The sequence below is a fragment of the Streptomyces sp. EDA2-14 genome (genome assembly GCF_054963755.1).
The window spans coordinates 247,729-273,747 of the sequence record NZ_JBUEGE010000008.1; the positions used below are offsets into that span (position 1 = coordinate 247,729).

26 protein-coding genes are annotated in these 26,019 nt (G+C 71.6%); 8 read left to right on the forward strand and 18 right to left on the reverse strand.

The features are described 5' to 3' along the window. The first annotated feature begins 2 nt into the window (after positions 1–2). Positions 3–830, forward strand: a complete 828-nt coding sequence (locus ACY34M_RS21845) for a hypothetical protein (protein WP_462719509.1) — start codon at positions 3–5, stop codon at positions 828–830. Here ACY34M_RS21845 and ACY34M_RS21850 read toward each other — a convergent pair. Then, positions 817–3,321 (reverse strand): alpha-L-arabinofuranosidase C-terminal domain-containing protein, encoded by a 2,505-nt coding sequence (locus tag ACY34M_RS21850; protein WP_462719508.1) that lies wholly within the window; start codon positions 3,319–3,321, stop codon positions 817–819. The two genes, ACY34M_RS21845 and ACY34M_RS21850, sit on opposite strands and share 14 nt — an antisense overlap. A 117-nt stretch (positions 3,322–3,438) precedes the next feature. On the opposite strand from ACY34M_RS21850, the gene ACY34M_RS21855 reads away from it, so the two are divergent. Next, positions 3,439–3,906: a DUF6314 family protein gene (locus ACY34M_RS21855; protein WP_462719507.1), complete on the forward strand. Its 468-nt coding sequence runs from the start codon at positions 3,439–3,441 to the stop codon at positions 3,904–3,906. On the opposite strand, the gene ACY34M_RS21860 is transcribed toward ACY34M_RS21855, so the two are convergent. From ACY34M_RS21860 to ACY34M_RS21870, 3 genes are read right to left on the reverse strand one after another with little or no spacing between them, the layout of a single operon-like run. Next, positions 3,854–4,432 (reverse strand): histidine phosphatase family protein, encoded by a 579-nt coding sequence (locus ACY34M_RS21860; protein ID WP_462719506.1) that lies wholly within the window; start codon positions 4,430–4,432, stop codon positions 3,854–3,856. The genes ACY34M_RS21855 and ACY34M_RS21860 overlap by 53 nt on opposite strands. 31 nt (positions 4,433–4,463) lie before the next feature. Further along, entirely contained in the window at positions 4,464–4,937 is a 474-nt protein-coding gene (locus tag ACY34M_RS21865) for a GNAT family N-acetyltransferase (protein ID WP_462719505.1), read from the reverse strand. 10 nt (positions 4,938–4,947) lie between these two features. Continuing rightward, positions 4,948–6,417, reverse strand: a complete 1,470-nt coding sequence (locus tag ACY34M_RS21870; protein ID WP_462719504.1) for an aminotransferase-like domain-containing protein — start codon at positions 6,415–6,417, stop codon at positions 4,948–4,950. Here ACY34M_RS21870 and ACY34M_RS21875 point away from each other — a divergent pair. Further along, positions 6,416–7,372 (forward strand): DMT family transporter, encoded by a 957-nt coding sequence (locus ACY34M_RS21875; protein WP_462719503.1) that lies wholly within the window; start codon positions 6,416–6,418, stop codon positions 7,370–7,372. The genes ACY34M_RS21870 and ACY34M_RS21875 overlap by 2 nt on opposite strands. Positions 7,373–7,443: 71 nt before the next feature. Further along, on the forward strand, positions 7,444–7,641 hold the full coding sequence (locus ACY34M_RS21880; protein ID WP_462719502.1) for a DUF1918 domain-containing protein: 198 nt from the start codon (positions 7,444–7,446) through the stop codon (positions 7,639–7,641). Positions 7,642–7,670: 29 nt separating this feature from the next. On the opposite strand, the gene ACY34M_RS21885 is transcribed toward ACY34M_RS21880, so the two are convergent. Further along, complete coding sequence (locus ACY34M_RS21885; RefSeq protein ID WP_462719501.1) at positions 7,671–8,879, reverse strand: glycoside hydrolase family 10 protein; 1,209 nt, start codon at positions 8,877–8,879, stop codon at positions 7,671–7,673. Between the two features lie 178 nt (positions 8,880–9,057). Between ACY34M_RS21885 and ACY34M_RS21890 the strand changes: the two genes are divergently transcribed. Then, the gene (locus ACY34M_RS21890; RefSeq protein ID WP_462719500.1) at positions 9,058–9,918 is read left to right on the forward strand and encodes a 3-hydroxybutyryl-CoA dehydrogenase; all 861 of its coding nucleotides are present in this window, start codon (positions 9,058–9,060) and stop codon (positions 9,916–9,918) included. A gap of 194 nt (positions 9,919–10,112) precedes the next feature. After that, complete coding sequence (locus tag ACY34M_RS21895; protein WP_462719499.1) at positions 10,113–10,370, forward strand: hypothetical protein; 258 nt, start codon at positions 10,113–10,115, stop codon at positions 10,368–10,370. 12 nt (positions 10,371–10,382) lie between these two features. Here ACY34M_RS21895 and ACY34M_RS21900 read toward each other — a convergent pair whose 3' ends face one another. From ACY34M_RS21900 to infC, 10 genes are all read right to left on the reverse strand, one after another. Beyond that, on the reverse strand, positions 10,383–10,913 hold the full coding sequence (locus ACY34M_RS21900) for an NUDIX hydrolase (protein ID WP_462719498.1): 531 nt from the start codon (positions 10,911–10,913) through the stop codon (positions 10,383–10,385). Positions 10,914–10,995: 82 nt separating this feature from the next. Next, a complete protein-coding gene (locus tag ACY34M_RS21905) occupies positions 10,996–12,336 on the reverse strand; it encodes a transcriptional regulator (RefSeq protein ID WP_462719497.1) in 1,341 nt (446 codons plus the stop codon). A gap of 263 nt (positions 12,337–12,599) precedes the next feature. After that, positions 12,600–13,685 carry a PP2C family protein-serine/threonine phosphatase gene (locus tag ACY34M_RS21910; protein WP_462719496.1) on the reverse strand — a complete coding sequence of 362 codons (1,086 nt, stop codon included), beginning with the start codon at positions 13,683–13,685 and terminating at the stop codon, positions 12,600–12,602. 182 nt (positions 13,686–13,867) lie between these two features. Continuing rightward, entirely contained in the window at positions 13,868–16,381 is a 2,514-nt protein-coding gene (gene pheT / locus ACY34M_RS21915; RefSeq protein WP_462719495.1) for a phenylalanine--tRNA ligase subunit beta, read from the reverse strand. After that, positions 16,381–17,511 carry a phenylalanine--tRNA ligase subunit alpha gene (gene pheS, locus ACY34M_RS21920; protein WP_462719494.1) on the reverse strand — a complete coding sequence of 377 codons (1,131 nt, stop codon included), beginning with the start codon at positions 17,509–17,511 and terminating at the stop codon, positions 16,381–16,383. Before pheS ends, pheT begins: the two co-directional genes overlap by 1 nt. Positions 17,512–17,663: 152 nt before the next feature. Next, positions 17,664–18,779, reverse strand: a complete 1,116-nt coding sequence (locus tag ACY34M_RS21925; protein WP_462719493.1) for a sensor histidine kinase — start codon at positions 18,777–18,779, stop codon at positions 17,664–17,666. 47 nt (positions 18,780–18,826) lie between these two features. Further along, positions 18,827–19,669 carry a TrmH family RNA methyltransferase gene (locus ACY34M_RS21930; protein WP_462719492.1) on the reverse strand — a complete coding sequence of 281 codons (843 nt, stop codon included), beginning with the start codon at positions 19,667–19,669 and terminating at the stop codon, positions 18,827–18,829. Between the two features lie 142 nt (positions 19,670–19,811). After that, the gene (gene rplT / locus ACY34M_RS21935; protein ID WP_266721589.1) at positions 19,812–20,195 is read right to left on the reverse strand and encodes a 50S ribosomal protein L20; all 384 of its coding nucleotides are present in this window, start codon (positions 20,193–20,195) and stop codon (positions 19,812–19,814) included. Positions 20,196–20,294: 99 nt separating this feature from the next. Continuing rightward, positions 20,295–20,489 (reverse strand): 50S ribosomal protein L35, encoded by a 195-nt coding sequence (gene rpmI, locus ACY34M_RS21940; protein ID WP_004933563.1) that lies wholly within the window; start codon positions 20,487–20,489, stop codon positions 20,295–20,297. 124 nt (positions 20,490–20,613) lie between these two features. After that, entirely contained in the window at positions 20,614–21,297 is a 684-nt protein-coding gene (gene infC / locus ACY34M_RS21945; protein WP_462719491.1) for a translation initiation factor IF-3, read from the reverse strand. A 367-nt stretch (positions 21,298–21,664) separates the two neighbouring features. On the opposite strand from infC, the gene ACY34M_RS21950 reads away from it, so the two are divergent. Further along, positions 21,665–22,027: a DUF1844 domain-containing protein gene (locus ACY34M_RS21950; RefSeq protein WP_462719490.1), complete on the forward strand. Its 363-nt coding sequence runs from the start codon at positions 21,665–21,667 to the stop codon at positions 22,025–22,027. A 37-nt stretch (positions 22,028–22,064) separates the two neighbouring features. Here ACY34M_RS21950 and ACY34M_RS21955 read toward each other — a convergent pair whose 3' ends face one another. Beyond that, the gene (locus ACY34M_RS21955) at positions 22,065–22,796 is read right to left on the reverse strand and encodes an SseB family protein (RefSeq protein WP_462719489.1); all 732 of its coding nucleotides are present in this window, start codon (positions 22,794–22,796) and stop codon (positions 22,065–22,067) included. 95 nt (positions 22,797–22,891) lie between these two features. Between ACY34M_RS21955 and ACY34M_RS21960 the strand changes: the two genes are divergently transcribed. Then, a complete protein-coding gene (locus tag ACY34M_RS21960) occupies positions 22,892–23,776 on the forward strand; it encodes a serine hydrolase (protein ID WP_462719488.1) in 885 nt (294 codons plus the stop codon). On the opposite strand, the gene mycP is transcribed toward ACY34M_RS21960, so the two are convergent. Together mycP and ACY34M_RS21970 are read right to left on the reverse strand one after the other, a co-directional pair. Further along, positions 23,760–24,920, reverse strand: coding sequence for a type VII secretion-associated serine protease mycosin (mycP, locus tag ACY34M_RS21965; RefSeq protein ID WP_462719487.1), 1,161 nt, complete (start codon positions 24,918–24,920; stop codon positions 23,760–23,762). The genes ACY34M_RS21960 and mycP overlap by 17 nt on opposite strands. Beyond that, entirely contained in the window at positions 24,917–25,906 is a 990-nt protein-coding gene (locus ACY34M_RS21970; protein ID WP_462719486.1) for a hypothetical protein, read from the reverse strand. Before ACY34M_RS21970 ends, mycP begins: the two co-directional genes overlap by 4 nt. Positions 25,907–26,019: the final 113 nt, after the last annotated feature.

A 26,019-nucleotide genomic window follows, 5' to 3' on the forward strand; every position in this document is an offset into this window, starting at 1 on the left:
GCGTGACGCACGTTCTGTGGCTGGGCGGGGCGCCCGGCGCGGGCAAGTCGACCGTCGCCGAGCGCCTCGCCCGGCGGCACGGGCTACGCCGCTACCACGCCGACACCCGCACCTGGGCGCACCGCGACCGGGCACTCGCGGCCCGCCACGAGCCGGCCGTCCGCTTCGAGACGCTGCCGCCCGACGAGCGCTGGGCGAGACCCGTGGACGAGCTCTACGCGATGTCGCTGCACCACGAGCGCGGCCCGATGGTCGTGGCCGACGTACGGGCGCTGCCCTCGGCCCCGCTGACGGTGGCCGAGGGCACGACGATCACGCCGGGCGTCGCCCGCGCCCTGCCGGGACGGGCCGCGCTGTGGCTGCTGCCGACGCCCGAACTGCTCGAAAAGCGGCTCGCGGAGCGGGGCTTGGGCCCCGGCCCGCTGACCCTGTACCGCCGCCTCGCGCAGGAGATCGAGGCGGAGGTACGGGAGTCCGGCGCGCCCTTCCTCACCGTCGACGGCAGCACGGACACCGTTGAGGAGGTCGCCCGGCTCTGGGCGGGCCCCCTCGCCGAGGGCCCGCACGCCGGGGCGCGCAAAGAGCGCCGCGCCCTGCTCCGCGAGGCGAACGAGGCGGTCGTCGACCAGATCGCCGGTTACTTCGCCCGCCCGTGGGCGCGCGGCGAGCCGGCCGACCGGGAGGTCGCGTTCTCCTGCGAGTGCGGGGACCCCGGCTGCACGGCGAGCGTGACGCGCGCGGCGACGGGGCTCCCGGCCGCCCCTGTCCTTGCCGCCGGGCACCGCGCGCGCCCCTCCTCCCGGGGACCGGAAGGGCTCAGCCCTTCTTGATCCTCAGGAAAGTCACCGAGTTCCCCGGGAACGTGTACGTGAACCTGTCGGCCACGCCGTCGAACCTCGACGTCACCGGTTTCACGGGCCGCTCGGTCGCCGTGTTCTCGGCGTCGGGCGCCGCGCCGAGCGTCGTCACCGACGCCGAGTCCGCGACGTCGGCGCCGCCGAGGTCGATCCTCGTACGGGCGGCGGACTCCTGTGCGTTGACGACCTTGACGATCAGGTCGCCGGTCTTCCGGTCCTTGGTGACCACCTGGCGGAACGGCTCGGCGGGCTTGTCGTCCTTGAAGGAGCCCCACTCCTGGCCGTCGAGGTAGAGCGTGACCTGGCGGCCGCGCACCTTGATGTCGACGTCGTAGGCGCGGCCCGTCTCGATGGAACCGGCCTTGGAGATCAGCGTGGACTTGCCCCCGTTCACGGCCTGTTCGACGGCGGACGAGGTGTTGTTCCAGCCGCCGAGGTTCCACCAGTAGTAATTCCCGGTGTCCTTGACGCCGAAGGCGACGAGGAAGCCCTCCTTGCCGGACTTCTTGGTGGCCTTCACGTGCAGGTCGTAGTTCTGCCAGCTCGGATCGCCCGCCGTGACCAGGGTGTTCTCGGCGGCGGCGTCGGACTGCACGTACTGGCCGTCCTGGACGCTCCACGTGCCGCTGCCGGACCCGGTCCACTGTGCGGCGTCACCGCTGAAGTCGTCGCTCAGCAGGGTCTTCCCGTCGGCGTCCGTGACCAACACGTCGTCGTACGCGGCGCTGGTCGCCCACGTCGACAGGCCCACGGCGCCGCTGATCGGCTCCAGGGTCGACGGGGTGGCGCTCGACTTCGAGGGGACCACCCGGTCGCCGACGTTGCGCATGAAGAGCTTCTGCACCTCGTAGTCGGCCGAGCCCCACGACTTCTGGTCGTCGAACCAGATCATGTCGGGCTTCCACTGCACGGTGTCGGTGCGCGCGAACAGCGGTGCGTAGGAGGCGAGCTTGACGACGTCCGCGTTGCGTTCGAGGCCCGTCATGTAGGCGGCCTCGGACATGGCGTTGGACCACTGGTTGCCGAGCGAGGCGTACTCCCCGAGGAAGACCTTGGGGCCCTGCCGGTCGTAGGAGTCGTAGCGCTCGTTGTTCTGGAGGAACCACTGCGGGCTGTTGTAGTAGTGCTCGTCGACCATGTCGACCTTCGCGTCCTTGTTGAGCTTCCAGGCCGTGTCGAAGGTCGTACCGCTGTCGTCGGGGCCGGAGTTGGAGATGACGGTGACGTCCGGGTGCTTCGCCTCGATGGCGGCGCGGAACTGCTTGAAGCGCGCCATGTACTCGTTCGGCAGGTTCTCCTCGTTGCCGACCGCGAGGTGCGTGAGGTGGAAGGGCTTCGGGTGGCCCATCTGCGCGCGGAGCTTGCCCCACTTGCCGCTGGTCGGGCCGTTGGCGAACTCGATGAGGTCGAGGGTGTCCTGGATGTGCCGCTTCAGGAGCGCGTCGTCGTCTGTGGCCTTGTTCTGGCCGCAGCCGGTGACCAGGGCGGGGACGACGGGCAGCGGCATCGCGCCGATGTCCTCGGCGAACTGGAAGTACTCGAAGTAGCCGAGCCCGTAACTCTGGTTGTAGCCCCAGAAGTTCGCGTTGGTGGGGCGCTGCTCGACCGGGCCGACCGTGTCCTTCCACTGGTACGCACGCTTGCGCTCGTAGCCGGAGGCCTCGTCATACCCCTTCATGGAGCCGGTGTTGACCAGGCAGCCGCCGGGGAAGCGGACGAAGCCGGGCTTGAGGGCCGCGACCTTCTCGGCCAGGTCCTTGCGCAGACCGTTCTCGCGGCCCTTGTAGGTGTCGCGCGGGAAGAGGGACACCATGTCGAGCGCGGCGTCCTTCGCGGTGGCGACGGCGAGGCGCCCCGTCGTGGTGTCCTGCTTCGGCGTGAACGTCGCCCTGTACTGGGCCCAGCCGCCGCGCGTGCGGATCGTGCGCGGTGTCGCGAGCGCGCCGTCGGCGTCGCCGAGGGTCACGGTCAGCTCGGAGTCGCCGCGCGCCCAGACCGAGAAGTCGTACGCCTCGCCCTTGCGGAGGGTGTATCCGGTGCCGTAGCCGGAGTTGGTGGCGCTCGCCCCGGCGGCCAGGGAGAGGTAGTTGCGGTTGCGGTCGTTGAGGCGGCCGGAGTCGTCGACGACCTTCGCCGTGCCGCTCGTCCTCCATGCCGTGAGCGGGGTGTAGCCGCTGTTGTCGGCCGTGGAGTACTCGAAGGACCTGTTCTGTACGAGTTCGGCGTAGAGCCCGCCGTCGGCGGCCCGGTTGATGTCCTCGAAGAAGACGCCGTACATCGTGTCGTCGATGGCCGCGCCCGTGCGGCTCGGGTCGACGGTGACGGTGTAGTCGGTGGCGTCCGCCGCCGCGCCCGCGCCTCCTGCCTCCGCGGCCGATGACGGCAGCACGGCCGTGCCCACCAGCAGGGAGCCCACCGCGGCCCCGAGCCCGAGTCTCCAGCGCCTGCGTCGTCCACGCGTCATGTGCGCTCCCACCTTCCGTTCGATATTTCGTACGGCGTCCTAAACTGCGAACGGCAAGATAGAAAGCAGCGGTACGCGCGTCAACGGTTCGCGCAGCGGTGAGCGGGAGTGGTGTGCGTGACGAGTCAACTCTGGCCGGTTTGTGACGTGTTGGAGTTCCTGGCGGGGCGCTGGCAGGTGGCGCGGACGGTGCGGGATCTCGCGGAGGACGTGACGGGGACGTTCACCGGGACGACCGACTTCGACGCCGAGGGCGAGGGGCTGCTGCACTTCGAGTCGGGCACGTTCGAGTGGCGCGGGACCGCCCGGCCCGCCGAGCGCACACTGCGCTATCTGCCGGGCGCGGAGGCCGGTACCGCCGTCGTGCACTTCGCCGACGGCCGCTTCTTCCACGACCTGGATCTACGGTCGGGGCACCACGTCGCCGACCACCCGTGCTCGGCCGATCTCTACCGGGGCGAGTTCACCGTGTACGACGCCGAGCGGTGGCGCACCGTGTGGCGGGTGCGGGGGCCCGCCAAGGACCTGCTGCTCACGACGGAGTACCGCCGAGCCGCAGATTCCAGCGGCCCTGGTGGCCGGTGACGACCGCCGTCGACAGGGGTCGCGCGTCGATGTTCCAGTACGTCGACGGGGGCGCCTTCAGGGCGTAGACGAGGGCCGCGCGGACCACGGACGGTTCGGCTATCGCGACCATGCGGGTGCCGTCGTCGGCGGGCCTGGTGTCCAGCCAGGCGCCTATCCGGCCGATGAACGTGAGCAGCGACTCGCCGCCGTGCGGTGCCGACCGGGGATCGCGCAGCCAGTACTCCACGGCGCCGGGCTCCACGGCCGCGACCTCGGTCAGCGTGCGTCCACGCCAGCGGCCCATGTCGCAGTCCCGCAGGGCGGGCTGGACGAGCGGGGCGAGGCCCAGGGCGTCGCCGGTGGCGCGGCTGCGCGGGGTGGGCGAGCAGTAGCGCAGCTCGGCCGCCGCCAGCGGGGCGAGGGTGGGCGCCGCGTACAGCACTCCGTGCCAGCCCGCGTTGTCCAGGGGACGGTCGTCGTCGAAGCGCTCGTCGAGCAGGGTCGAGCTGCGCGCGGCGGCGACGAGCGTGACGGTCAGCTGCATTGCCTGATCGTGTACTCGCGGGTAGCCGGGGTCAAGGTCCGGGGCGGACCCCCGGACCCCGCTGCCCAATCCTCTCATTGAGGTACAGCGCCATCCACCGCTCCGGGTGTTCCAGGGGCTCGAAGCCCACCTCCTCGTACACCCCGTGCGCGTCCTGCGTCGCCAGGAGGACGCGGCGGATACCGAGGGGCTCCAGGTGGTCGCGGATCTCCTTGACCATCGCCTTGCCGATGCCCTTGCCGCGCACCGAGCGGTCCACGTACACGTCGCAGAGCCAGGCGAACGTGGCCTCGTCCGTGACCACGCGCGCGTAGGCGACCTGTTCGTCCGAAGCGGTTTCGTACACGCCGAAGTTGAGGGAACCGGCGAGCGCCTTGTCCTGCTGGGCGCGGGGGCGGCCGAGCGCCCAGTACGCGTCTTCGGACAGCCACCCGTGGACGCGGTCCGCGTCGATGCGGGCGGGGTCGGTGGATATCGCGTAGCCGTCGGGCAGAGAGCTGGTCATGCGGGGATCCTCACAGGCCGGAGGCGTGCGCGTCGAGCCGATTCGGGCCCAGCACCTCCGCGCAGGCCTCCTTCAGACGCCGTACACCCTCGGTGATCTCGGCTGTCGCCGCGACGCCCACGAAGCTCAGCCGGATGTGCGGCGCCGGGGGTTCCGCCGAGAAGTACGGGCGGCCGGGGGTGATCGCGACGCCCGCGCGCAGGGCGCCCGCGACCAGCACGGTCTCGTCTGTGCCGTCGGGCAGCCGGAGCCACAGGTGGTAGCCGCCGGCCGGGATGTGCGTGATGTCGAGCGCGGGCAGTTCCGTGGTGACCGCGGCCGCGAGGAGGTCGCGCCGGTCGCGCAACTCCCCCGCCAGAGTGCGCAGATGGCGCGGCCAGGCCGGGGAGCCGACGAGTTCGAGCGTGGCCTCCTGGAGGGGGCGCGGGACGAAGAGGTGGTCGACGACCTGGATCGCGCGCAGCCGTTCGAGGACCGGGCCGCGGGCGGCGAGGCAGCCGATGCGCAGGCTCGGCGACGTCGCCTTGGTGAGCGAGCAGACGTGCACGACGACGCCGTCGGGGTCGTCGGAGGCAAGGGGCCGGGGCAGCGGTCCCGCGTCCTCGTGGACGAGGCGGCGTACGAAGTCGTCCTCGACGACGAACGCCCCGGCCGCGCGGGCGATCCGCAGCACTTCGGGGCGGCGCTCCGGGGAGAGCATCGCGCCCGTCGGGTTCTGGAACAGCGGCTGGCACACGAAGAGCTTGGCGCCGGTCGCCCTGAAGGCCTGTTCGAGGAGTTCGGGGCGCACCCCGTCGCGGTCCACCGGCACCGGCACCGGCCGCAGCCCGGCCGCCCGCGCGATCGCCAGCATGCCGGGGTACGTGGGTGATTCGACGAGGACGGGGGCGCCGGGCGGCGCGAGGGCCCGCAGCGCCGTGGTGAGCGCCGACTGACCGCCGAACGTGATCAGCACGTCGGACGCGGAGACCGCCCCGCCGATGCCGCGCGCGAACCACTCGCGCAGTTCGGGCAGGCCGTCGACGGGCGGTTTGGCCCAGGCGCCGGGGCGCCGTCCGGCACGTGCGAGGGCGGCGGACAGGGCGGCGCCCGGTTGCAGCACCGGGTGCAGATAGCCGGTGTTGAGCTCGATCACGCCGGGCGGCGGTGACGCGAGTGTCACCAGGACGCCCGCCGCGTCGACCGCGCGCGGCACGACCTCCGTCGCGGCGTCGGCACTCAGCGCGACCTCCTGCCAGGAGGTGTCGCCGACGGGCGCGGCCGAGGCACGGGCCTCGGCACGGTAGGCGCCGGCGCCGGGGCGGGTGACGACGAGCCCCTCGGCGGCGAGCTGGGCGAGCGCGCGGGAGACCGTCACCGGGCTGACCTTGAAGCGGTCGACGAGGGACCGGCTCGACGGCAGCTTCTCGCCCGGCGAGTAGCGGTTCAGCTCGGATCGGAGCTGTTTCGCCAGTTCTCCTACGCTGCTACTCTGTTCCATGAGAGCACAGAATAGCGCTATCGAGCGGGATCGGGTAGCAGTCGCCGGGCAGGGGGCGCCCGCCGTCGCCCCGCTCGCGCCGCCGCAGCAGCAGCCCGGCAGGTTCCTCGGAACCCTGCTCGCCGCCCTCGGCGTCACCGCCTTCTCGCTCACCTTCCCCGCCACCGTCTGGGGCCTAGAAGGCTTCGGCCCCTATTCGCTGATCGCCGTGCGCAGCGTGCTGGCCGGGCTGCTCGCGGGCGGCTGTCTGCTGGCGCTGCGCGTCCGCGTTCCGGAGCGGCGACACTGGGCGGGTCTCGCCGTCGTCGCCGCCGGAGTGGTGGTCGGCTTCCCGATGCTCACCACGCTCGCCCTGGAGACGGCGACGACCGCGCACTCCGCGGTCGTGGTCGGCCTGCTGCCGCTGACGACGGCCGTCCTGTCGTCGCTGCGCACCGGATCGCGGCCCTCGCGGACGTTCTGGATCGCCGCGTGCGTGGGGGCGTGCGCGGTCATCGCGTTCACGGTGCAGCAGAGCGGCGGCGCCCTCACGCGGGCCGACCTGCTCCTGTTCGCCTCGCTGCTGATCTGTGCGGCGGGCTACACGGAGGGCGGCCGTCTGGCGTCCGTGATGCCGGGCTGGCAGGTGATCGCGTGGGCGCTCGTCCTGTGTCTGCCGCTCGCCGTGGTGGCCTCGGCGCTCATCCTGCCCAGCGAGCCCGTGCACCTCACCGGGCACGCCGTGGCCGGGCTGCTGTGGATGGCGATCGGCTCGCAGTTCCTCGGCCTGGTCGTCTGGTACAGGGGCATGGCGCTGATCGGCATCCCGAAGGCGAGCCAACTCCAGCTCGCGCAGCCGCTGCTGACCCTCATATGGTCGGTCGTCCTGCTCGGCGAGACGCTGCCGGTCGCGGCGCCGCTCACCGCGGCGGCGGTCCTGCTGTGCATCGCGGTCACCCAACGCGCGCGTGGCTGAGACCGGTCCCAACCTCCGCGTACCGCCGTACACTTGACGCAACGTACGGCACGTGGAGGAGGTCACTCCTGATGCGCGCAACCGTAGGAGACCAGCTTCTGATGCACGGCCGGATCGTCGGGCAGCACGACCGGGTGGCGCAGATCATCGAAGTGCTCGGCACGGACGGCGATCCGCCGTTCCGGGTGCGCTTCGAGGACGGTCACGAGGCGATCATGTCGCCGGGCCCGGACGCCGTCGTGCGGTCCCGCACCGCCAAGAAGGCCTGACCCAGGGGCAGTACGCGACTGTAGTGGGCTCAGTCGTAGTGGTCCGCGACCACGCGGGCCATCGCGCCGTTCCTGTCCTGCCCGACCTCCTTGGCCGAGAAGAAGACGTGCCCGCGCACCTGCGGGAAGCCGTCGGCCAGCGTGAGGTGCCGGGACAGCTCGGCCGGGTCCTGCCACGGTGCGGGCTGCGCCGGATCGCCCGCCTTGTAGAGCGCCTCGCCTATGTAGAGGCGCACGCCCGTGCCCCGTACGACATCGGCCCACCACGGCACGAGCTTCGCGTAGTCGGCGGCGGCGAAGCCGATGTTCCAGTACACCTGCGGCACTACGTAGTCAATGAGTCGCTCGCGCACCCACTTGCGGGTGTCCGCGTGCAGGTCGTCGTAGGTCTGCACGCCGGCCGTGGTGTCCGAACCCAGCGGATCGGTGGCCCTGTTGCGCCACACCCCGAAGGGGCTGATGCCGAACCGGGCCCGCGGCCTGGTCTTCTTGATGCGCACCGCCATCTCCCGGATCAGCCGGTCGATGTTGTGGCGCCGCCAGGCCGCCCGGTCCGGGAAGCCGCCGCCGTACGTCGCGTAGGCCTCGTCGTCGTCGAAGGTCTGGCCCGCGACGGGATACGGATAGAAGTAGTCGTCGAAGTGCAGGGCGTCGACGGGGTACTTGGCGACCGCGTCCAGCATCGCGTCCTCGACGAAGCGGCGGACCTCCGGCAGGCCGGGGTTGTAGTAGAGCTTGCCGCCGTAGGGCACGACCCACTCGGGGTGCAGGCGCGCCGGGTGGGTGGGGACCAGCCGCGTCGGATCCGTGTGGTTGGCGATCCGGTACGGATTGCACCAGGCGTGCAGTTCGAGGCCGCGCGTGTGCGCCTCGGCGACCGCGGTGCCCAGCGGGTCCCAGCCGGGGTCCTGACCCTGGGTGCCGGTGAGGACGGCGGACCACGGTTCGTGACGGGAGGGCCACAACGCGTCGGCGGTCGGCCGGATCTGGAAGATCACGGTGTTCAGCCGGCGGCGTACGGCGGTGTCCAGGTGCGCGATCAGTTCGGCGCGCTGCTCGGCAGCGCTCAGCCCCGCCCGCGAGGGCCAGTCCCGGTTCGCCACCGTGGCCAGCCACATGCCCCGCGTCGCCCGCCGTACCGGCACCGCGGCACCGGCGTCCCCCGCCGCGACCGTCGTCAGCATCAGAGCAGCACCGAGCGCGAATCCACGTCGCGACATCCGTGAGATATGTCCCATAGGTTCCCCCCAACCCCGTGTGCCACGGTGTTGCCCGTATGAACAGGCGTTAACCCGGACTCCACCCCACTCATGTCTACGGGGTAACGTGCGGATCCGGAAGCCCCCGGAGAGACACCCTGCCGCTGGCATCGGTGACACCCGGACGAAGAGCGAGAGGCACGAGGTGACGGACCCCTTGAGTGACATCCAACGCGTCGGCGTAGTGGGCTGCGGCCAGATGGGCGCCGGGATCGCGGAGGTCTGCGCCCGTGCGGGACTCGACGTGAAGGTGGCCGAGACCACCGGCGAGGCCCTGGAGTACGGCCGCACCCGACTGCTCAGCTCTCTCGCGAAGGCCGCCTCGCGCGGCAAGATCACCGAGGAGGAGCTGGCGGAGACGCAGGAGCGCCTCACCTTCACCACGGACCTCGGCGAGTTCGCCGACCGTGACCTCGTCATCGAGGCCGTCGTCGAGAACGAGCAGGTCAAGACGGAGATCTTCCAGGTCCTCGACCAGGTCGTGACCCGCTCCGACGCGATCCTCGCCTCGAACACCTCCTCCATCCCGCTGGTGAAGCTGGCCGTGGCGACGTCCCGCCCGGACCACGTGGTCGGCATCCACTTCTTCAACCCGGCGCCCGTGCAGAAGCTCGTCGAGCTGATCCCGGCGCTCACCACGTCCGAGGGCACGATCAGCCGCGCCCAGGCCATGGTGGAGAAGATCCTCGGCAAGCACGCGATCCGCGCCCAGGACCGCTCGGGCTTCGTGGTGAACGCGCTGCTCGTGCCGTACCTTCTCTCCTCCATCCGGATGTTCGAGTCGGGCATCGCGAGCCGCGAGGACATCGACAACGGCATGGAGCTGGGCTGCGCCCACCCGATGGGCCCGCTCAAGCTCTCCGACCTCATCGGTCTCGACACCATCGTCTCCATCGCGGACTCGATGTACGAGGAGTACAAGGAGCCGCTGTACGCCGCTCCCCCGCTGCTCCAGCGGATGGTCGACGCCGGTCGGCTCGGCCGCAAGAGCGGTTCGGGCTTCTACACCTACGCCTGACCACGCACCGTAATCCGCGAGCGGGCCCTGTGTTCTTCGGAGCACGGGGCCCGTCGCATTCGCACGGGGAGTGCGCCACGGGCCCGCATATGCCGTTCGCACACGCTCCCGCCGCGCCCACCAGGCGAGTTGACTTCCGATGCGTACATCAGTGGAGAAACGACTGATGCCACGATCAAGGAAGGAGCTCACACGTGACCACCGACCCGGATCATCCTGTGGTCCCCGAAGAACTCGCAGAGTTACGACGGGTCTTCGAGGTCCAGCTGGCCCGCATCGACGGTCAACTGGCCCTGCTCACACACCGCGACGACCAGACCGCCAAGGATCAGGACGACCTGAGCACCCGGCTCAACGCGCTGGAGAACACCCGCTGGCCGCTGCCCACGGTGGCCGCGCTGACCTCGATCGGCGCGTTGGCCATCGCGGTGTGGCAGGTCCTCGGCCACTAGCCCCGAAGGGCGCTAGCCGAGGTTGAGGTGGTGCAGGAGAAGCAGTGCGGCCGCCATGTTGGCGGCCGGGACCTCTCCACGAGCGATCATGTCGGGGACGAGTTTGAGCGGGACCCACTCCCTGCGGTCCGACTCGAAATCGTCCTGGGGGTGACCGATGTACGTTCCCTCGTCGGTCCAGTAGATGTGGTGCCGGGCGTCGGTGAGACCGTTGGACGGTTCGACGCTCATCAGGTGCCGCAGCGGTCCCGGCCGCCAGCCGGTCTCCTCCTCCAACTCCCTTGCCGCCGCGTACGCGAGGTCCTCGCCGTCCTCGACGACGCCTGCCGCGAGTTCCCAGCCCCAGCTGTCGGTGATGAAGCGGTGCCGCCACAGCAGGAGCACTTCCTGCGCCTCGTTGACGATCGTGGCCACGGCCACGGGGCGCATACGTATCACGAAGTGGTCGAGGTGCCGGCCGTCGGGCAGGGCGACGTCTGCCAGGTTGACGCTGAACCACTGGTTTTCATACACAGTTTGTTCGTTCTGTTTCGTCCACTGCACGGTTCTGCCACCTTCCGCTGAGTTGATGGCAATATCGCAGCAGTGGCGGCATCGTCGCCCACGGGTGTGCCCGCGCAAAGGGTCACAGCGGCACGCGCAGCGCTCCGTCGATCAGTTCGGCGGCCTCGGCCGTACCGGCGCAGCCGCTGCGCACAAGGTGCTCGCGCACCGCCCGGAGACGGTCGCGAAGGCGCTGGGACTCCATGCCCCGAGCGGTCTCGGCCATTTCCACGGCGGTGGCCACGGCCTGTTCGGCATTTCCCTGTCTCAGTTGGATCTGGCTCAGCACGGCGAGCCGGTGCACACGGCCCCGATCGTGCGCCGGGGTGTGCACCGCCTCCTGCGCGTGCTCCTTTGCGGCGGCGTAGTCACCGAGGCTCAACAGGGCCTCCGCCACCTGTACGTTGACGAACCCGGGCTGCACATAACCGGTCTCGTCCGGTTCGTGCCCGCGCCGGATGCGGTCGGCGGCGGATTCGGCACGCCGAATGCACTCCAGGGCGCTCGTGCCGTCACCGAGGTGCGCGTACGCCTTCGCCTGCATCGCGTACAGATCCGAGGCGAGGGCGGGCGAGATGTGCCGGCCGGCGGCGCGCAGCGCGGCCTCCGCGAAGGCGACGGCCTGCCGGTAGTCCCGCATGTGCAGCGACTGGTTGACGAGCAGCGCGATGACGTACGCCCCCAGCCCCCGGTCGCCACTGGCCTTCGCGAGCCGCAACGCCTGGTGGAAGTAGCGCTGCGCGAGCCCGTGCGCGTCCGAGTCGTAGGCGCAGATGCCCGCGATGGCGACCAGGCCGCCGGTGGCGCGGTGCAGTTGGCGCCCCGTGTCGTCGGCGTAGCTGCCGCGCAGCAGCGGCGCCGCCTCGGCGTTGAGGAAGCCGATGATGCGGCTGCGCGTCGCGATGCCGCCCGCCTTGCGGTACATCTGCTCGTAGTGGGCGCGGGCCGAACGCATCATCTCCAGGTCGGCGACGCTGACCGGGTGCCGTCCGCCGCGCGAGACGTCGGTGTCCTCGGGCGGGTTCTCCCACTCCCACACCGGCATCACGGCGGGGGTGCCGGTCACGGCAGGCGCGTCCAGGATGTGCCGGCGCTGCTGCTGGTCGGAGCGCCACAGGGCGGTGGCCCGCTCGACGAATCCGGAGAGCGTGGTGGAGTGCGCGGCGATCGGCTCGCAGGAGACGCCGAAGCCGATGTCGTCGAGGGTGACGTGCCGCTGGAGTCTCGCGGCCAGCACCTCGCAGATCAGGTCGGGCACCTGGCCGCGTGGTCGCTGGCCCTTCAGCCAGCGGGCCACCGCGGTGTGTTCGTAGCGCAGGGCGAGGCCGCGCGCCTTGCCCTCCTGGTTCACATGGGCCGCGAGTCCCGCATGGGAGATCCCGGCCTCGTCGAGGATCGCGTCGAGCAGGGTGTTGGGCTGCATCGAAGCCTCCGTTGGCTCGGTGTCGCCAGCCTAATGGAGGCGGCTTCACACGGGGTGTGATCCGAATGCCCAAGTCCGTGGCGTGTGCGCTCTGTTGTGGCTGGTATGGGCCCGATTGACTGAACTGCCTCGCAAGAGGCCGGCCGGGTCGTCGGCTCCCCCTCGTACAGCGCGACGACCCGATCCCGCGTCGTCCGTCCGCTCGCCTGCCCGACACACTCCGCGGCGGACGGACGGCGCGCTCCGGCCTCTTGCGTGGACGCTCAGAGCACCTTGTGGGCGGCCCTCGCGACGGGCCCGGTGTGCTGCGTGGGCACCCTGCTCCGGTCGTTGCGCAGCACGAGCAGCGCCGCGTCGTCGCCGAGCCGGCCGCCGACATGACCCAGGAGGCGACTGTAGACGGCATGGATGACGGCCTGCGGTACGACGGGACCGCGGCGCACCGCGGCATCGAGCGTGGAGTGCAGCGGGAAGAACCGGCCCCGCTGATCGCGGGCGTCCTCGATGCCGTCGGTGTGCAGCAGCAGTCCCTCGCCGGGCCGGATCCGCCCGCAGCGCACGGGCGGCAGCTCGGCGGGCAGCGGGAACGGGCCGAGCGGCGGCATCGGATCGCCGCCGCTCATCGGCTCCACGCAGCGCGCGCCGCCGGGGCGCAGCAGATACGGCCACGGGTGACCGCAGTTGAGGGCGTGCACCACGCCGTCCCGCCGGATCTCCAGGAGCAGCACCGTCACGAACTCCTCCGCGAGCGGGCTCTCCGGCTCCTCCCGCGCGGCGGCCGGATGCTCCTCGCGGGCGCGCTGGCGCAGATACCGGGCGTGCGCACGCTCCAACCGCCTGAGCAGCGAGCCCAGTTCGTCCTCGTCGTGCGCGGCCTCGCGAAAGCTGCCGAGAACGGCGCCGACGGTGCCGAGGGCGGCGAGCCCGTGCCCGCGTACGTCACCCATGACCACGCGGACGCCGTGATCGGTGGCCACGACGTCGTAGAGGTCTCCGCCGATGCTGGCGCCGCGGTCGGCGGAGAGCTGTCCCGCGGCGAGCACGAGCCCGTCGAGCCGGGGCGGCGGTGGGCGCAGCAGCACCGACTGGGCGGCGGCCGCGACCTCCCGCGCCTCGCTCAACTCCCGCAGCAGGCAGTGGCGCACACGCAATATGAGCCCCGTGCCGACGGCGAAGAAGACGGCGCTGGTCGCGATCCGCGCCCCGATCCCCTCCAACTGGGCGAGCGGGCAGACGAACTTGTACGTCATGGCGACCGCGCCCCAGACGGTCGGCAGTCCGAGCAGCAACGTGCGCCGGGCGCGCCGAGGTTCAACTCGGGTGGGCGCCCTGGTCTTCATACGAATCATGCCGACGGTCCCCTCGGCCCACTACGGCACACCGGTCGGCCGGCGGCCGCAACGATTCTGTCGACCGTCTGCACATCGAGGCCCCGAGCAGCGGGAATCCTCACTCGAATGAGTGAGGTGACACATAACGCGAGGGGCGCACCCGGTGCCCCGGATACGCCCCTCGTGTGCTTCGCCCGTGGTCAGGCGCCGCGCAGCACCGCGCCCGTGCGCTCGGCGGTCAGCGCCACCGCGGCGTCGCGGGCGGCCGAGACCTCGTCGGCCTTCAGCGTGCGGTCGGCGGCCCGGAAGCGCAGCGCGTAGGCGAGCGACTTCTTGTCCTCGCCGATCTGCTCCGCGTTCTCGTACACGTCGAACAGGCGGATGGACTCGAGGAGTTCACCGGCGCCCTCGTGCAGCGCCTTCTCGACCTCGCCCGCGGGGACCGTCCTGTCGACGACCAGCGCGACGTCCTGCGTGGCGACGGGGAACGTGGAGATCCGCGGCGCCTCGATCAGGCCGGTGCCGGCTTGCTCCAGGAGGTCGAGGTCCAGCTCCGCCGCGCAGGTGCGCTCGGGCAGGCTCAGCGCCTTCACGACGCGCGGGTGCAGCTCACCGGCGTGGCCGACGAGCGTCTCCGTGCCGTCGATGTCGACGTACAGGGCGGCGCAGCGGCCGGGGTGCCACGGCTCGTGCTGGTCGGCGCGGACCGTGAGCTCCGCGCGCGCCTCGCGGGCGAGGGTGCGCGCGGCCTCGATCGCGTCGGCCCAGTCGCCCTGCCGGCCCTTGCCCCACCAGCCGGCCTGCTCGCGGGCGCCCGCGAGGACGACGGCGGCGTGCCGCGGCTGGGCGGGCAGCGCCGCGTTGAGACCCGCGATCTCCTCGTCGGTCGGGCGGCGGTCGACGGGCAGGCGGACCGGGGCGGTCTCCTCGCCGGTCGGCCGGAACACCAGGCCGGTCTCGAAGAGCGCCAGGTCGTGGCTGCCGCGGCCGTCGTTGCGGCGCAGCGCCGAGAGCAGGCCCGGCAGCAGCGTCGTACGGAGCACGGGCTCCTCGTCGTTGAGCGGGTTGATCAGCTTGACGACCGTGCGGCGGGCGTCGTCCGCCGCCAGGCCCAGCTGGTCGAAGGCACCCTCGCTCAGGAACGGGTAGTTGAGCGCCTCGACGTAACCGGCGCCGGCCAGCGCGCGGCCGACGCGGCGGTGCAGGCGCTGGCGCGCGGTCAGTCCGCGGCCCGCGGGGGGCTTCGGCAGCGTCGAGGGCAGGTTCTCGTAGCCCTCGAGGCGGATGACCTCTTCGGCGAGGTCGTTCGGGTCCGCGAGGTCGGGGCGCCAGGACGGCACGGTGACCGTCAGGGCGTCCTGCCCGTACACGTCGCAGCCGACCTGCTGGAGGCGGCGCACCACGGTCTCGCGGCCGTACGCCACGCCCGCCACCTTGTCCGGGTGGTCGGCCGGGATGGTGATCGTGTGCGGCCCCGAGGGGGCGACGACCTCGGTGACACCGGCGCCCGCCTTGCCGCCCGCGAGCAGCCCGAGCAGGTCGACGGCGCGCTGGGCGGCGGCCGACGCGGCCTGCGGGTCGACGCCGCGCTCGAAGCGCTTGGACGCCTCGGAGGACAGCTTGTGGCGGCGCGCGGTGCGGGCGATGGAGACGGCGTCGAAGTGCGCGGCCTCGATGACGACGTCGGTCGTGCCGGCGCTCTCCTCGTGGTCCGCGATCTCCGTGTTGGCGCCGCCCATGACACCGGCGAGGCCGATCGGGCCGCGCTCGTCGGTGATGACCAGGTCCTCGGCGTCCAGCGTGCGCTTCACGCCGTCGAGGGTGGTGAGCTCCTCGCCCTGCTCGGCGCGGCGCACGCCGATCGCGCCCTGCACGAGGGAGCTGTCGTAGGCGTGCAGCGGCTGGCCGAGCTCCATCATCACGTAGTTCGTGACGTCGACGGCGAGCGAGATCGGGCGCATGCCGACCTTCTGCAGGCGGCGCTGCAGCCAGAGCGGGGAGCGGGCCTCGGGGGCCAGGCCGCCGACGGTGCGCGCGGTGAAGCGGTCGCAGCCGAGGCGGTCGGTGATCTGCACCGGGTAGCCGTCGGCGTTCGGCGTCGGGACGTCGAGGAGCGCCGGGTCGCGCAGCGGCAGACCGTAGGCGATGGCGGCCTCGCGGGCGACACCGCGGATGGACAGGCAGTCGCCGCGGTTGGCGGTCACCGCGATGTCGAGGACCTCGTCGACCAGTTCGAGCAGCTCGATGGCGTCGGTGCCGACCTCGTGCTCCGGCGGCAGCACGATGATGCCGTGCGTGCCGTCGTCGCCCATGCCCAGCTCGTCGGTGGAGCAGATCATGCCGTGCGAGGTCTTGCCGTACGTCTTGCGCGCGGCGATCGCGAAGTCGCCGGGCAGGACGGCGCCCGGCAGGACCACGACGACCTTGTCGCCGACGGCGAAATTCCGGGCGCCGCAGACGATCTCCTGCGGCTCACCGGTGCCGTTGGCCTGCCCGACGTCGACGGTGCAGAAGCGGATCGGCTTCTTGAAGCCCTCCAGCTCCTCGATGGATCGCACCTGACCGACGACGAGGGGGCCCTTGAGGCCGGCGCCGAGCTGCTCGACGGTCTCGACCTCGAGGCCGGCCGACACGAGCTTGGCCTGCACGTCGCGGCCGGTCTCGGAGGCGGGGAGGTCGACGTACTCCCGCAGCCAGGAAAGCGGGATACGCATCAGATCTCCATCCCGAACGGCCGGGTGAAGCGGACGTCACCCTCGACCATGTCTCGCATGTCTTCGACGTTGTGGCGGAACATCAGCATCCGTTCGATGCCGAACCCGAAGGCGAATCCGCTGTACTTCTCGGGGTCCACACCACAGGCGACGAGCACCTTCGGGTTGACCATGCCGCAGCCGCCCAGCTCGATCCAGCCCTCGGAGGAGCAGGTGCGGCAGGGGCGGTCCGGGTTGCCGACGGACTCGCCGCGGCACACGTAGCAGACCATGTCCATCTCGGCGGACGGCTCGGTGAACGGGAAGAAGTTCGGGCGCAGCCGCGTCTTCATGCCCTGACCGAACAGCGCCTGGACCATGTGGTCGAGGGTGCCCTTGAGGTCCGCCATGGTCAGGCCCTCGTCGATGGCGAGCAGCTCGACCTGGTTGAAGACCGGGGTGTGCGTGGCGTCCAGCTCGTCGGAGCGGTACACGCGGCCCGGGCAGATCACGTAGACCGGGGGCTCGCGGTCCAGCATGGAGCGGATCTGCACCGGCGAGGTGTGCGTGCGCAGCACGAGACCGGCCTCGTCGTCACCCTGCGCCTGCTCGGTGCCCTGGACGAAGAAGGTGTCCTGGGTGCCGCGGGCGGGGTGGTCGGGGCCGATGTTGAGCGCGTCGAAGTTGAACCACTCGGCCTCGATCTCCGGGCCCTCGGCGACCTCGTAGCCCATGGCCACGAAGACGTCCTCGATGCGCTCGGAGAGCGTGGTCAGCGGGTGCCGGGCGCCGGCCTGCGCGCGGTCGTAGGGCAGCGTGACGTCCACGGCCTCCTCGACCAGGACGCGCGCGTCGCGCTCGGCCTCCAGCTCGGCCTGGCGGGCGGCGAGGCCCCGGCCGACGGCGGCGCGGGCCTGCCCGACGAGCTTTCCGGCCGCGGCCTTGGCCTGCGGCGGCAGCGCGCCGATCTCGCGGTTGGCGAGCGCCAGCGGCGACGTGCCGCCGGTGTGCGCGACCTTGGCCTCCTGAAGCGCCTCGAGCGAGTCCGCGGCGGCGAAGGCAGCGAGCGCCTCCTGCTGGACGCGCTCGATCTCTTCCGGTTTCAGTGCCTCGACCTCGACAGGGTCGTACGACTTGTTCGGTGCCGACATCTCTTCCCGTGCTTCCGATTGGCTTGGCTGAGGGTCCCGCAGACGCGTTCGACGGCCGTCGAGTGGCGGGGACGCAAACGTGCCAAAGGACGAGTCTAACGGGGGTGAGGTGTGCGAATGCGCCCGTGGTGCCCGACGGCCGGCTGCTTCGGTCAGCTGGTGAGATACGCCGGCGTCGCCACGGGCAACGTAAATCGGAACTCGGCGCCGCCCCCGGGCGCCCGACCCACGGTGATCGTCCCGCCGTGTGCTTCCACGATGCCCTTGACGATGTAGAGCCCGAGGCCCGTGCCACCGCGCTTGCTGCCCCGCCAGAAGCGGGTGAAGACGCGGTTCATGGACTCCTCCGGGATGCCGGGGCCCTCGTCGCTCACGGTGACCGACGTGCCGGTGGGCTTGGTGGGTTCGACGTCAATGGTGACGGTTCCCTCGCCGTGGCGCACGGCGTTTTCCAGCAGATTGCTCAGGACCTGGTCGACCTTGTCCGGATCGGCCCACGGATCGGGCAGCGGGTGCTTGACCCGCAGCAGGAACCGGTCGGCCGACTGGCCCGAGGCGACGTGCGCCTGGATGTGCCGGGAGACGGCGGCCGCGATGTCGACGGGCTGGCGGCGCAGTTCCAGCCGGCCGGAGTCGATGCGGGAGATGTCGAGGAGTTCGGCGATGAGCCGGGTGACCCGGTTCGCGTCGGCGTCGACGGTCTCCAGCATCAGCCGCTTCTGCTCGTCCGTGAACCGCTCCCACTTGGCGAGAAGCGTCGCGGTGAAGCCCTTGACCGAGGTCAGCGGGGAGCGCAGCTCGTGGGCGACGGTGGCGATCAGCTCGGCGTGGCTGCGTTCGGTACGCCGCCGGGCCTCGGTGTCCCGGATCGACACGACGACACGGCGCACGGGTCCTGTGGGCCGGGTCCGCACATAACGCGCGGTGACCAGGACCTCCCGGCCGCCCGGCAGCAGCAGGTTCCGCTCGGGCTGTCCGATCCGCGTGGCGAGCCCGCCGTACGGGTCGGTGAGCTGCCACCAGCGCCGGCCTTCGAGGTCCTCCAGCGGAAGCGCGCGCTCCAGCGGTGCGCCCAGGGCGGTGTCCGCGGAGACGGCGGTGATGCGCTCCGCCGCCGCGTTGAAGCAGCTGACGCGGCCCTGCTCGTCGGCGACGACGAGTCCGTCGGGCAGGTCGTCGGGGTGCAGGCCGAGTGCCGTGAGGCTGTCGGGACCGGTCGCGTCAGGGCCGCTCGGGCGGCGTGAGCCGCCCGTGTTGACGACGCTCATCTCCCCGCGCTCCCCCTTCCGGCGGTCGATCCGGAAGAGTCACCCTACTAGCTGGGAGTGACGGAGCGGCACCCTCCGGGGGCGCGCTGCGCACGCGCGGAGGCGTACAGGCACACGGCCGCGGCCGTCGCGAGGTTGAGGCTCTCCGCCTTGCCGTGGATGGGCACGCGCACGACGGCGTCGGCGAGTGCGCGGGTCTCCTCGGGCAAGCCCCAGGCCTCGTTGCCGAACACCCAGGCGGTCGCGGCGCCCATGGTGCCCTGGTCCAGCTCGTCGTCGAGGTCGTCCTCCCCCGCGCCGTCGGCGGCGACGATCCTCACGCCCGCCTCCTTGAGCCCGGCGACGGCCTCCTCGACGGGTACGCCCACGGCGACGGGCAGGTGGAAGAGGGAGCCGACGGAGGCCCGCACGGCCTTCGGGTTGTACAGGTCCACGGAGGCGTCGGTCAGCACGACGGCCTCGGCGCCCGCGGCGTCGGCGCACCGCAGCACGGTGCCCGCGTTGCCGGGGTCGCGCACGTGGGCGAGGACGGCGACGAGCTTCGGCCGCGCGGCGAGGATCTCCTCGAACGGGGTGTCCAGGAACCGGCACACGCCGACGAGGCCCTGCGGGGTGACGGTGGTGGAGATGTCGCCGATGACGTCCTCTTCGGCGAGGTGCACGCGGGCACCGGCCGCCCTGGCCTCCCCGACGATGTCGGCGTACCGCTCGGCGGCGTCGACGGTCGCGAACAGCTCGACGAGCCCGCCGTGCGCGGCGGCCTCCCGCACGGCCTGCGGCCCCTCGGCGAGGAACTGCCGTTCCTTCCCCCGGAAGTTCCGCTTGGCAAGCCGCCGCGCAGCGCTCACGCGGGGCGACTTGGAAGAGATCAACTCGGGCGTTGCGACCATGCGACTGACTTTCGGGAGGGATGGGTGAATTGAGCCCCTGCGGCGATTGAGCAGCGGGGTCCGGGGCGGAACCCCGAACAACGTGGGACCCGCAAGCCGGGCGGCTTGCGGGTCCCACGTCACATACGGCTCAGCGGAGCGTTCACGCAGCCTTGGGCGCGTTCACGTCGGCCGGAAGCGCCTTCTGCGCGACCTCGACGAGGGCGGCGAACGCGTTGATGTCGTTCACGGCCAGCTCGGCCAGCATCTTGCGGTCCACCTCGATGTTGGCGGCCTTCAGACCCTGGATGAGGCGGTTGTACGTCATGCCGTTCTGGCGGGCAGCGGCGTTGATGCGCTGGATCCACAGCTGACGGAAGTCGCCCTTGCGCTTCTTGCGGTCGTTGTAGTTGTAGACGAGGGAGTGGGTGACCTGCTCCTTCGCCTTGCGGTACAGGCGCGAACGCTGACCGCGGTAGCCGCTGGCCTGCTCGAGGATCGCCCGACGCTTCTTGTGCGCGTTCACCGCGCGCTTGACGCGTGCCACTGTTAACTCCTTGTAGCGGGGCCGGGGTTGTCTTCACCCGACCCGAATTCGATTGGGTCCCGGTCTAGCCGACGTACAGGGCGTGGATACGCCCGTACATCACTTGCCGAGAAGCTTCTTGATCTTCGCGGCGTCGCCCGGGGCCATCTCGGCGTTGCCGGTGAGGCGACGCGTCACGCGGGACGACTTGTGCTCGAGCAGGTGGCGCTTGCCGGCGCGCTCACGGAGCACCTTGCCGGAGCCGGTGACCTTGAAGCGCTTGCTGGCACCGCTGTGCGACTTGTTCTTCGGCATGGCGCCGTTCTCTCCTCGTCAGTGGCATTCCCGGCCGGTCCGTGCGCGGGGCGCGAACCGGCCGTGGTGGAACGTCAGTTGTGTCAGTTGGTATCCGTGACGCACAGGCTGTGCGCCGCACGGATCATGCCTCGGCCGGAGCCTCGGCGGGGGCCTCGGCGACGTCCTCGTCGGCCTGGTCCTCGGCGGCGTTCTGCGAACGTCCCGGGTTGGCCTTCGCGTCGGCCTTGCGAGCGGCCTGAGCCTCGCGGGCCTCGGCCATCGCCTCGGTCTTCTTCTTGTGCGGACCGAGGACCATGATCATGTTTCGGCCGTCCTGCTTCGGGTTCGACTCGATGAACCCGAGGTCCTGGACGTCGTTCGCGAGACGCTGCAGCAGCCGGAAGCCGAGTTCCGGACGGGACTGCTCGCGACCACGGAACATGATCGTGATCTTGACCTTGTCGCCCTGCTTGAGGAACCGGACGACGTGACCCTTCTTGGTGTCATAGTCGTGCGGGTCGATCTTCGGCCGGAGCTTCATCTCCTTGATGACCGTGTGCGCCTGGTTCTTGCGCGCCTCACGGGCCTTCATGGCCGACTCGTACTTGAACTTCCCGTAGTCCATGAGCTTGCATACGGGCGGACGGGCGTTCGCCGCCACCTCGACCAGGTCGAGGTCGTACTCCTGAGCAAGCTCAAGGGCCTTGGCAAGCGGAACAATCCCGACCTGCTCGCCGCTGGGACCGACAAGTCGCACTTCGGGAACGCGAATCCGGTCGTTGATGCGGGGCTCGGCGCTGATGGATCCTCCTCGGTAGCACCACACGACGGCCTGGCGGACCGCCGCGTACGTTTGTGACGTAAGTACCAACCGCGCCGATGCACAAAAAATGCCCCGGACGGTACACAGGCAGGGCTCCATGAACTACCGGAGCACCGCCACGGTGAACCGCGGGGCGCAGTATCGGACGGTTCCGTCGTCCGTACGGAACGACGGTGACCGTCTGACCGGTGACCCACCGCCCTGGTCGGGCGGTCAGGTGGGAGATCGGAGCCTCCACTTGTGGGCCGGTCACTGATTCCGCGAGCACATCGAGCGCATCGAGGACATGGCGTCCGGCCGGTCGTTACACAAGGTTAGCAGGACTTGGGGGGTGCGCCCAATCGAGTGCGCGCGACATATCGTGGGGCCCATGAGTGACGCGACCCCCGCAATCGACAACCCGGACTACGACGCGCTGACCCGCGACATCGCCGAGGTGCCCGCCGTAGAAGTCATCGTGACGGTCGCGGTGAACCTGATGAGCGCCGCCGCGGTGAAGCTCGGCCTCACCGAGGAGGGCGACGCCCACAAGGACCTCGACGAGGCACGGAAGCTGATCCACGCCCTGGCGGGCCTGCTCGACGGCAGCGCGACGGAGATCAGCTCCTTCCACGCCGCGCCCCTGAAGGACGGCCTCAAGTCCCTGCAGCTCGCCTTCCGCGAGGCCTCGGTCGTCCCGGACGAGCCGGGCAAGGGCCCCGGCGAGAAGTACACGGGCCCCGTGTACGGCTGAGCGGGCACGGGGCCGCGTACGGCGTACGCGGCCACCATCACCGACGTACGTAGAGGGGCTCGCCCGGCGGCGTCGCCCCGGCCGGCAGGAGTGCCAGGTCGAGGCCGCGCACCAGGCGGGCCCTCAGTGTTTCGTCGGCGGCGATACGGGAGGCGACCGCCTGAGCCGTGGCCTGGACGTCGGCTCCCGCGTCGAGGACCAGGGCGAGCGTGCCGTCCGACCGGCCGGGGCCCAGGTAGGCGCGGTCCACGGACGGCTCGGCGGCGACCGCCGCACGCGCGGCGTCCCGGACGGCGGGGTCGGCGAGCGGGTCGGCGTCGGTGCGGCCTTCCGCGAGGGCGTACAGGGCCGGTCCTGTCAGCTCGTACGGGACGGGGCCCGCGACGTCGAGGACGACGGTGTCGGCCCTCTCGTGGGCGGCGGCCTGGAGCGCCTGGTGCAGCGGGACGGCGACCGGGCGGGCCTCTGGGTCCCACAGGGCGAGCGACGCGGTCGAGGTGAAGGCGGGGAGCGCCTTGCGGCCCGCCGCCTTCAGGGTCGGGACCGCCATGTCGCTGGTCTTCTCGCGGCGCAGGCCGTTCTCGTCCTCCTCGACCTCGCCGAGCACGGCGACGACGGGGACGAGCAGCCGGGTGCCCTTGAGCGCCGCCAGGACCGGGCCGTGGGCCGTGCGGTCCTGCGACCAGGCGGCCAGTGCCTCGGTCAGCTGCGGGTCCGCCGTCCCGTCGTCGTCGGAGAAGCCGGAGTCGGGAATGTTCTTGTTCGCCACGTTCACCGAGCCTACCGAGCGGCCGGGCCCGGATTCTCAGCGGACCCTGAGCCGCGGCTCAGGGTCCGCACAGCGGGGCGGCCGAGCATCGCGGTATGTCCCGCCGAACCAAGAGACGCTGTTGCGCCGCGACCGCCGCCGTCCTCGTCGCCGCTGCCGCCGGCACTACGGTCTACGCGCAGGCGCGCCCGCACGACGCGACCGCCCTGGTCTCGCACGCCGCAGCCGCAGAGAGGAGCGCCACGACCGTGGACAAGGACGCCGAACTGGCCGAGGCCGTGAAGGCGGCGGTAGAGGGGCACGACGGCGAGGTGTCCGTGGCCGTGTACGACGTGACGGGCGGGACCGGCGCCTCGTACGCGTCGGGCGACGGGACGTACGACACCGCGAGCATCGTGAAGGTCGATGTGCTCGCCGCGCTGCTGCTGCGGGCGCAGGACGACGGGCGGACGCTGACCGCGCAGGAGCGGACGTACGCCACCGCGATGATCGAGAACAGCGACAACGCCGCGACGACCGCACTGTGGAACGAGCTGGGCGGGGCCGACGCGCTGGACGCCGCGAACAAGCGGCTCGGGCTCACCGGGACGGGCGGAGGCGACGACGGACTGTGGGGGCTCACGCAGACCACCGCGACCGATCAACTCACCCTGCTCAAGCAGGTGTTCGGCGTCGGTGACGGCCTCGTGCTGAGCGAGGACTCGCGGGCGTACGTGCAGGAGCTCATGGGGAACGTGGAGAGCGACCAGGCGTGGGGCGTGTCCGCGGCCGGGGACGGCGGCGCCGCGCTGAAGAACGGGTGGCTGCGGCGCAGCACCACCGGCCTGTGGGACATCAACAGCGTCGGCGAGGTCACCGTCGACGGGCAGCGGTACCTGGTGGCCGTGGTCTCCCACGGCAGCGCCACGAAGGACGCCGGCGTCGACCTCGTCGAGGACGTGGCCAAGGCCGCGGTGCCGGTGGTCAGCGGCGACGCGTGAGGCGGTGGCCGCGCCACAGGTAGCCGGCCGCGCCGAGCAGCAGCACCCCGACGGCGCCCGCGAGCGTGCCCACCCAGGTGGCGAGCCCGTCACCGGATTCCTCGTCGGGGCCCGGCCCGAAGTACTCCTTGCCGTACGCGGCCGGGGTCAGGCGCTGCGGCTTCAGCTTCGCGCCCGCGGTGATCGCGGCGGCCGGGTCGACGAGACCGAAGCCGCGAGAGTCGTCGCGGCCGCCCGAGGGCGGGTCGTCGGCCGTGTCCTCCATCAGCTTCTTGATCTGCGCCGGGCTCAGTTGCGGATGGGCTCCGCGCACCAGGGCGACGGCGCCGGACACGAACGCGGAGGCGGCGCTCGTCCCCCACGCCGAGTAGTACTTGCGGTCGGGGTCGGCCGTGACGATGCCCCGTCCCGGCGCGGCGACGGAGGCGTACCAGCGGCGGGTGGAGAAGGAGGCGCGGGTGCCGGAGGAGTCGACGGCCGTCGCCGTGATGACGCCGGGGTAGGCGGCCGGGTAGGAGGCGCGGTCGCCCTGCTCGCCGCCGTTGCCCGCGGAGGCGACGACGGAGACGCCCTTCTTCAGCGCGTACTGGACGGCCGCGTCCTCGCTCGCCTCGGGATGGGCGGTGTTCGAGTCGTCGCCGAGGGACAGGTTGATCACGTCGGCGCCGTGGTCGGCGGCCCAGCGGATGCCGTCGGCGAGGGCGTTGCCACGGGACTCGCGGGCCTTCGAGCGGGACGGGTCGCCGTCCTCCAGGATCACCCGGACCGGCAGGATCTTCGCCTGTGGAGCCACCCCCATGACTCCGTCGCCGTCGTCCTTGCCGTGCCCGTGGCCCGCGATGATGCTCGCTATGGCGGTGCCGTGCCGGGCCCAGGGGCGGTCGCCGCGCTCGGCGCCGAAGCCGATGAGGTCCTTGCCGGGCAGCACGCTGCCCTTGAGGTCCGGATGTTCGTCGTCGACGCCCGTGTCGAGGACGGCGACCGTGACGCCCTTGCCGCGGGTCGTCTTCCAGGCCTCGTCGGTGTGCAGCGCGGAGAGGCCCCACTGCTGGGCGCGGACCGAGTCGGCGTGCGCGGCCGTGGAGGGGAGCAGCACGAGGACGGCCGCGGTACCGGTCGCGGCGATCGTGTGACGGCGGTTCATTGCTGCTGCTCCGTGTCCCGGCCCGCGGCCTTCTTGACCGTCTTGCGCAGGTCGCGTTCGACCCGGTCGGCGATGCCCTGCGCCTCGTTGCCGAGTCCCGCCTGGGCGGGGGCGCTGGTGGCGCCGGACTTCATGGCGTCGGCGGCGGGCTCCGGCTCGCTGACGGTGCGGCCGTCGGCGAAGCCGGAGACCGCGTAGACGACGACCGGGGCGTCGGTGAGGATGTTGACCGTCCAGGACGCGCGCTGGCGGTCGCCGAAGCCCTCGGCGACGGTGCCCTTGACGGCGTAGGGCCGGGGCATGAGGTCCCCCCGCCGGTCGAGGCCCTGTTCCAGGAAGCGGGAGCGCAGCGCCTTCGTGGCCTCCGCGTCGGCCTTGGTGAACATCAGGCCGACCGTGGTGACGCTGCTCTGCGTGGCGTCGGTGTACGTGGCGCGCAGCAGGCGCAGACAGCCGGCCGAGCGCAGCGCCTTGTGCAGCAGCGGGTCGAAGGCCTTCGTGCAGGTGCTGTCGGGGGCGACGCCGATCCGCGTCCAGGTGCGGTCGGAGCGGCCGGGGCCCGCGCCCTCGCCCTTGAGGGTGCGCGGGAACAGCCGGTCGACGGGGACGCCGTGCCAGAGCTGGCCCGCCTCGCGGTACGCGGTCTGCACGGACGGCGGTCCGCTGTCGCCGCCGGTGAGCAGGGTGCCCGTCGTGGCGCCGCCGATCAGTCCGAGGCCGAGCACGAGACAGGCCGCGATGGCCGCGGTGCGCGGTTTCAGGCGGGGGCCGACGGGGCGCAGGAGCGTGGTGCTGTCGTCGTAGTACGCCGGGCGCGCGAACCGTACGAAGGGCCGTCCGGCGGTGTCCGGGCGCGGGGTGAGGTCGACGGCGCCGACGGCACGGCGCGGCGGCTGCGACGGGGGCGGCGGTATGCGCGGTCCCGGCATCGCGGGCGCCGTGGGCGGTGTCGCGGACGCGGGCGGGCCCGCCGGTGCGGGCGGCACGGGGCGGAGCCGGGTGGTGGATTCGACGGAGGTCTCCCGCGGGCCGCCGGGCTTGCTCGAAGGCGCGGGCGGCGGGCCGGGCTTTCCTGCGGGTGCAGGCGGCGGACCGGGCT

Bases quoted from the DNA above. Each gene is read 5' to 3' on its own strand.
- ACY34M_RS21850 (WP_462719508.1), bottom strand. From the start codon at position 3,321: ATGACGCGTGGACGACGCAGGCGCTGGAGACTCGGGCTCGGGGCCGCG.
- ACY34M_RS21860 (WP_462719506.1), bottom strand. From the start codon at position 4,432: ATGCAGCTGACCGTCACGCTCGTCGCCGCCGCGCGCAGCTCGACCCTG.
- ACY34M_RS21865 (WP_462719505.1), bottom strand. From the start codon at position 4,937: ATGACCAGCTCTCTGCCCGACGGCTACGCGATATCCACCGACCCCGCC.
- ACY34M_RS21875 (WP_462719503.1), top strand. From the start codon at position 6,416: ATGAGAGCACAGAATAGCGCTATCGAGCGGGATCGGGTAGCAGTCGCC.
- ACY34M_RS21870 (WP_462719504.1), bottom strand. From the start codon at position 6,417: ATGGAACAGAGTAGCAGCGTAGGAGAACTGGCGAAACAGCTCCGATCC.
- ACY34M_RS21880 (WP_462719502.1), top strand. From the start codon at position 7,444: ATGCGCGCAACCGTAGGAGACCAGCTTCTGATGCACGGCCGGATCGTC.
- ACY34M_RS21885 (WP_462719501.1), bottom strand. From the start codon at position 8,879: ATGGGACATATCTCACGGATGTCGCGACGTGGATTCGCGCTCGGTGCT.
- ACY34M_RS21905 (WP_462719497.1), bottom strand. From the start codon at position 12,336: ATGCAGCCCAACACCCTGCTCGACGCGATCCTCGACGAGGCCGGGATC.
- ACY34M_RS21910 (WP_462719496.1), bottom strand. From the start codon at position 13,685: ATGATTCGTATGAAGACCAGGGCGCCCACCCGAGTTGAACCTCGGCGC.
- pheT (WP_462719495.1), bottom strand. From the start codon at position 16,381: ATGCGTATCCCGCTTTCCTGGCTGCGGGAGTACGTCGACCTCCCCGCC.
- pheS (WP_462719494.1), bottom strand. From the start codon at position 17,511: ATGTCGGCACCGAACAAGTCGTACGACCCTGTCGAGGTCGAGGCACTG.
- ACY34M_RS21925 (WP_462719493.1), bottom strand. From the start codon at position 18,779: ATGAGCGTCGTCAACACGGGCGGCTCACGCCGCCCGAGCGGCCCTGAC.
- ACY34M_RS21930 (WP_462719492.1), bottom strand. From the start codon at position 19,669: ATGGTCGCAACGCCCGAGTTGATCTCTTCCAAGTCGCCCCGCGTGAGC.
- rpmI (WP_004933563.1), bottom strand. From the start codon at position 20,489: ATGCCGAAGAACAAGTCGCACAGCGGTGCCAGCAAGCGCTTCAAGGTC.
- ACY34M_RS21950 (WP_462719490.1), top strand. From the start codon at position 21,665: ATGAGTGACGCGACCCCCGCAATCGACAACCCGGACTACGACGCGCTG.
- ACY34M_RS21960 (WP_462719488.1), top strand. From the start codon at position 22,892: ATGTCCCGCCGAACCAAGAGACGCTGTTGCGCCGCGACCGCCGCCGTC.
- mycP (WP_462719487.1), bottom strand. From the start codon at position 24,920: ATGAACCGCCGTCACACGATCGCCGCGACCGGTACCGCGGCCGTCCTC.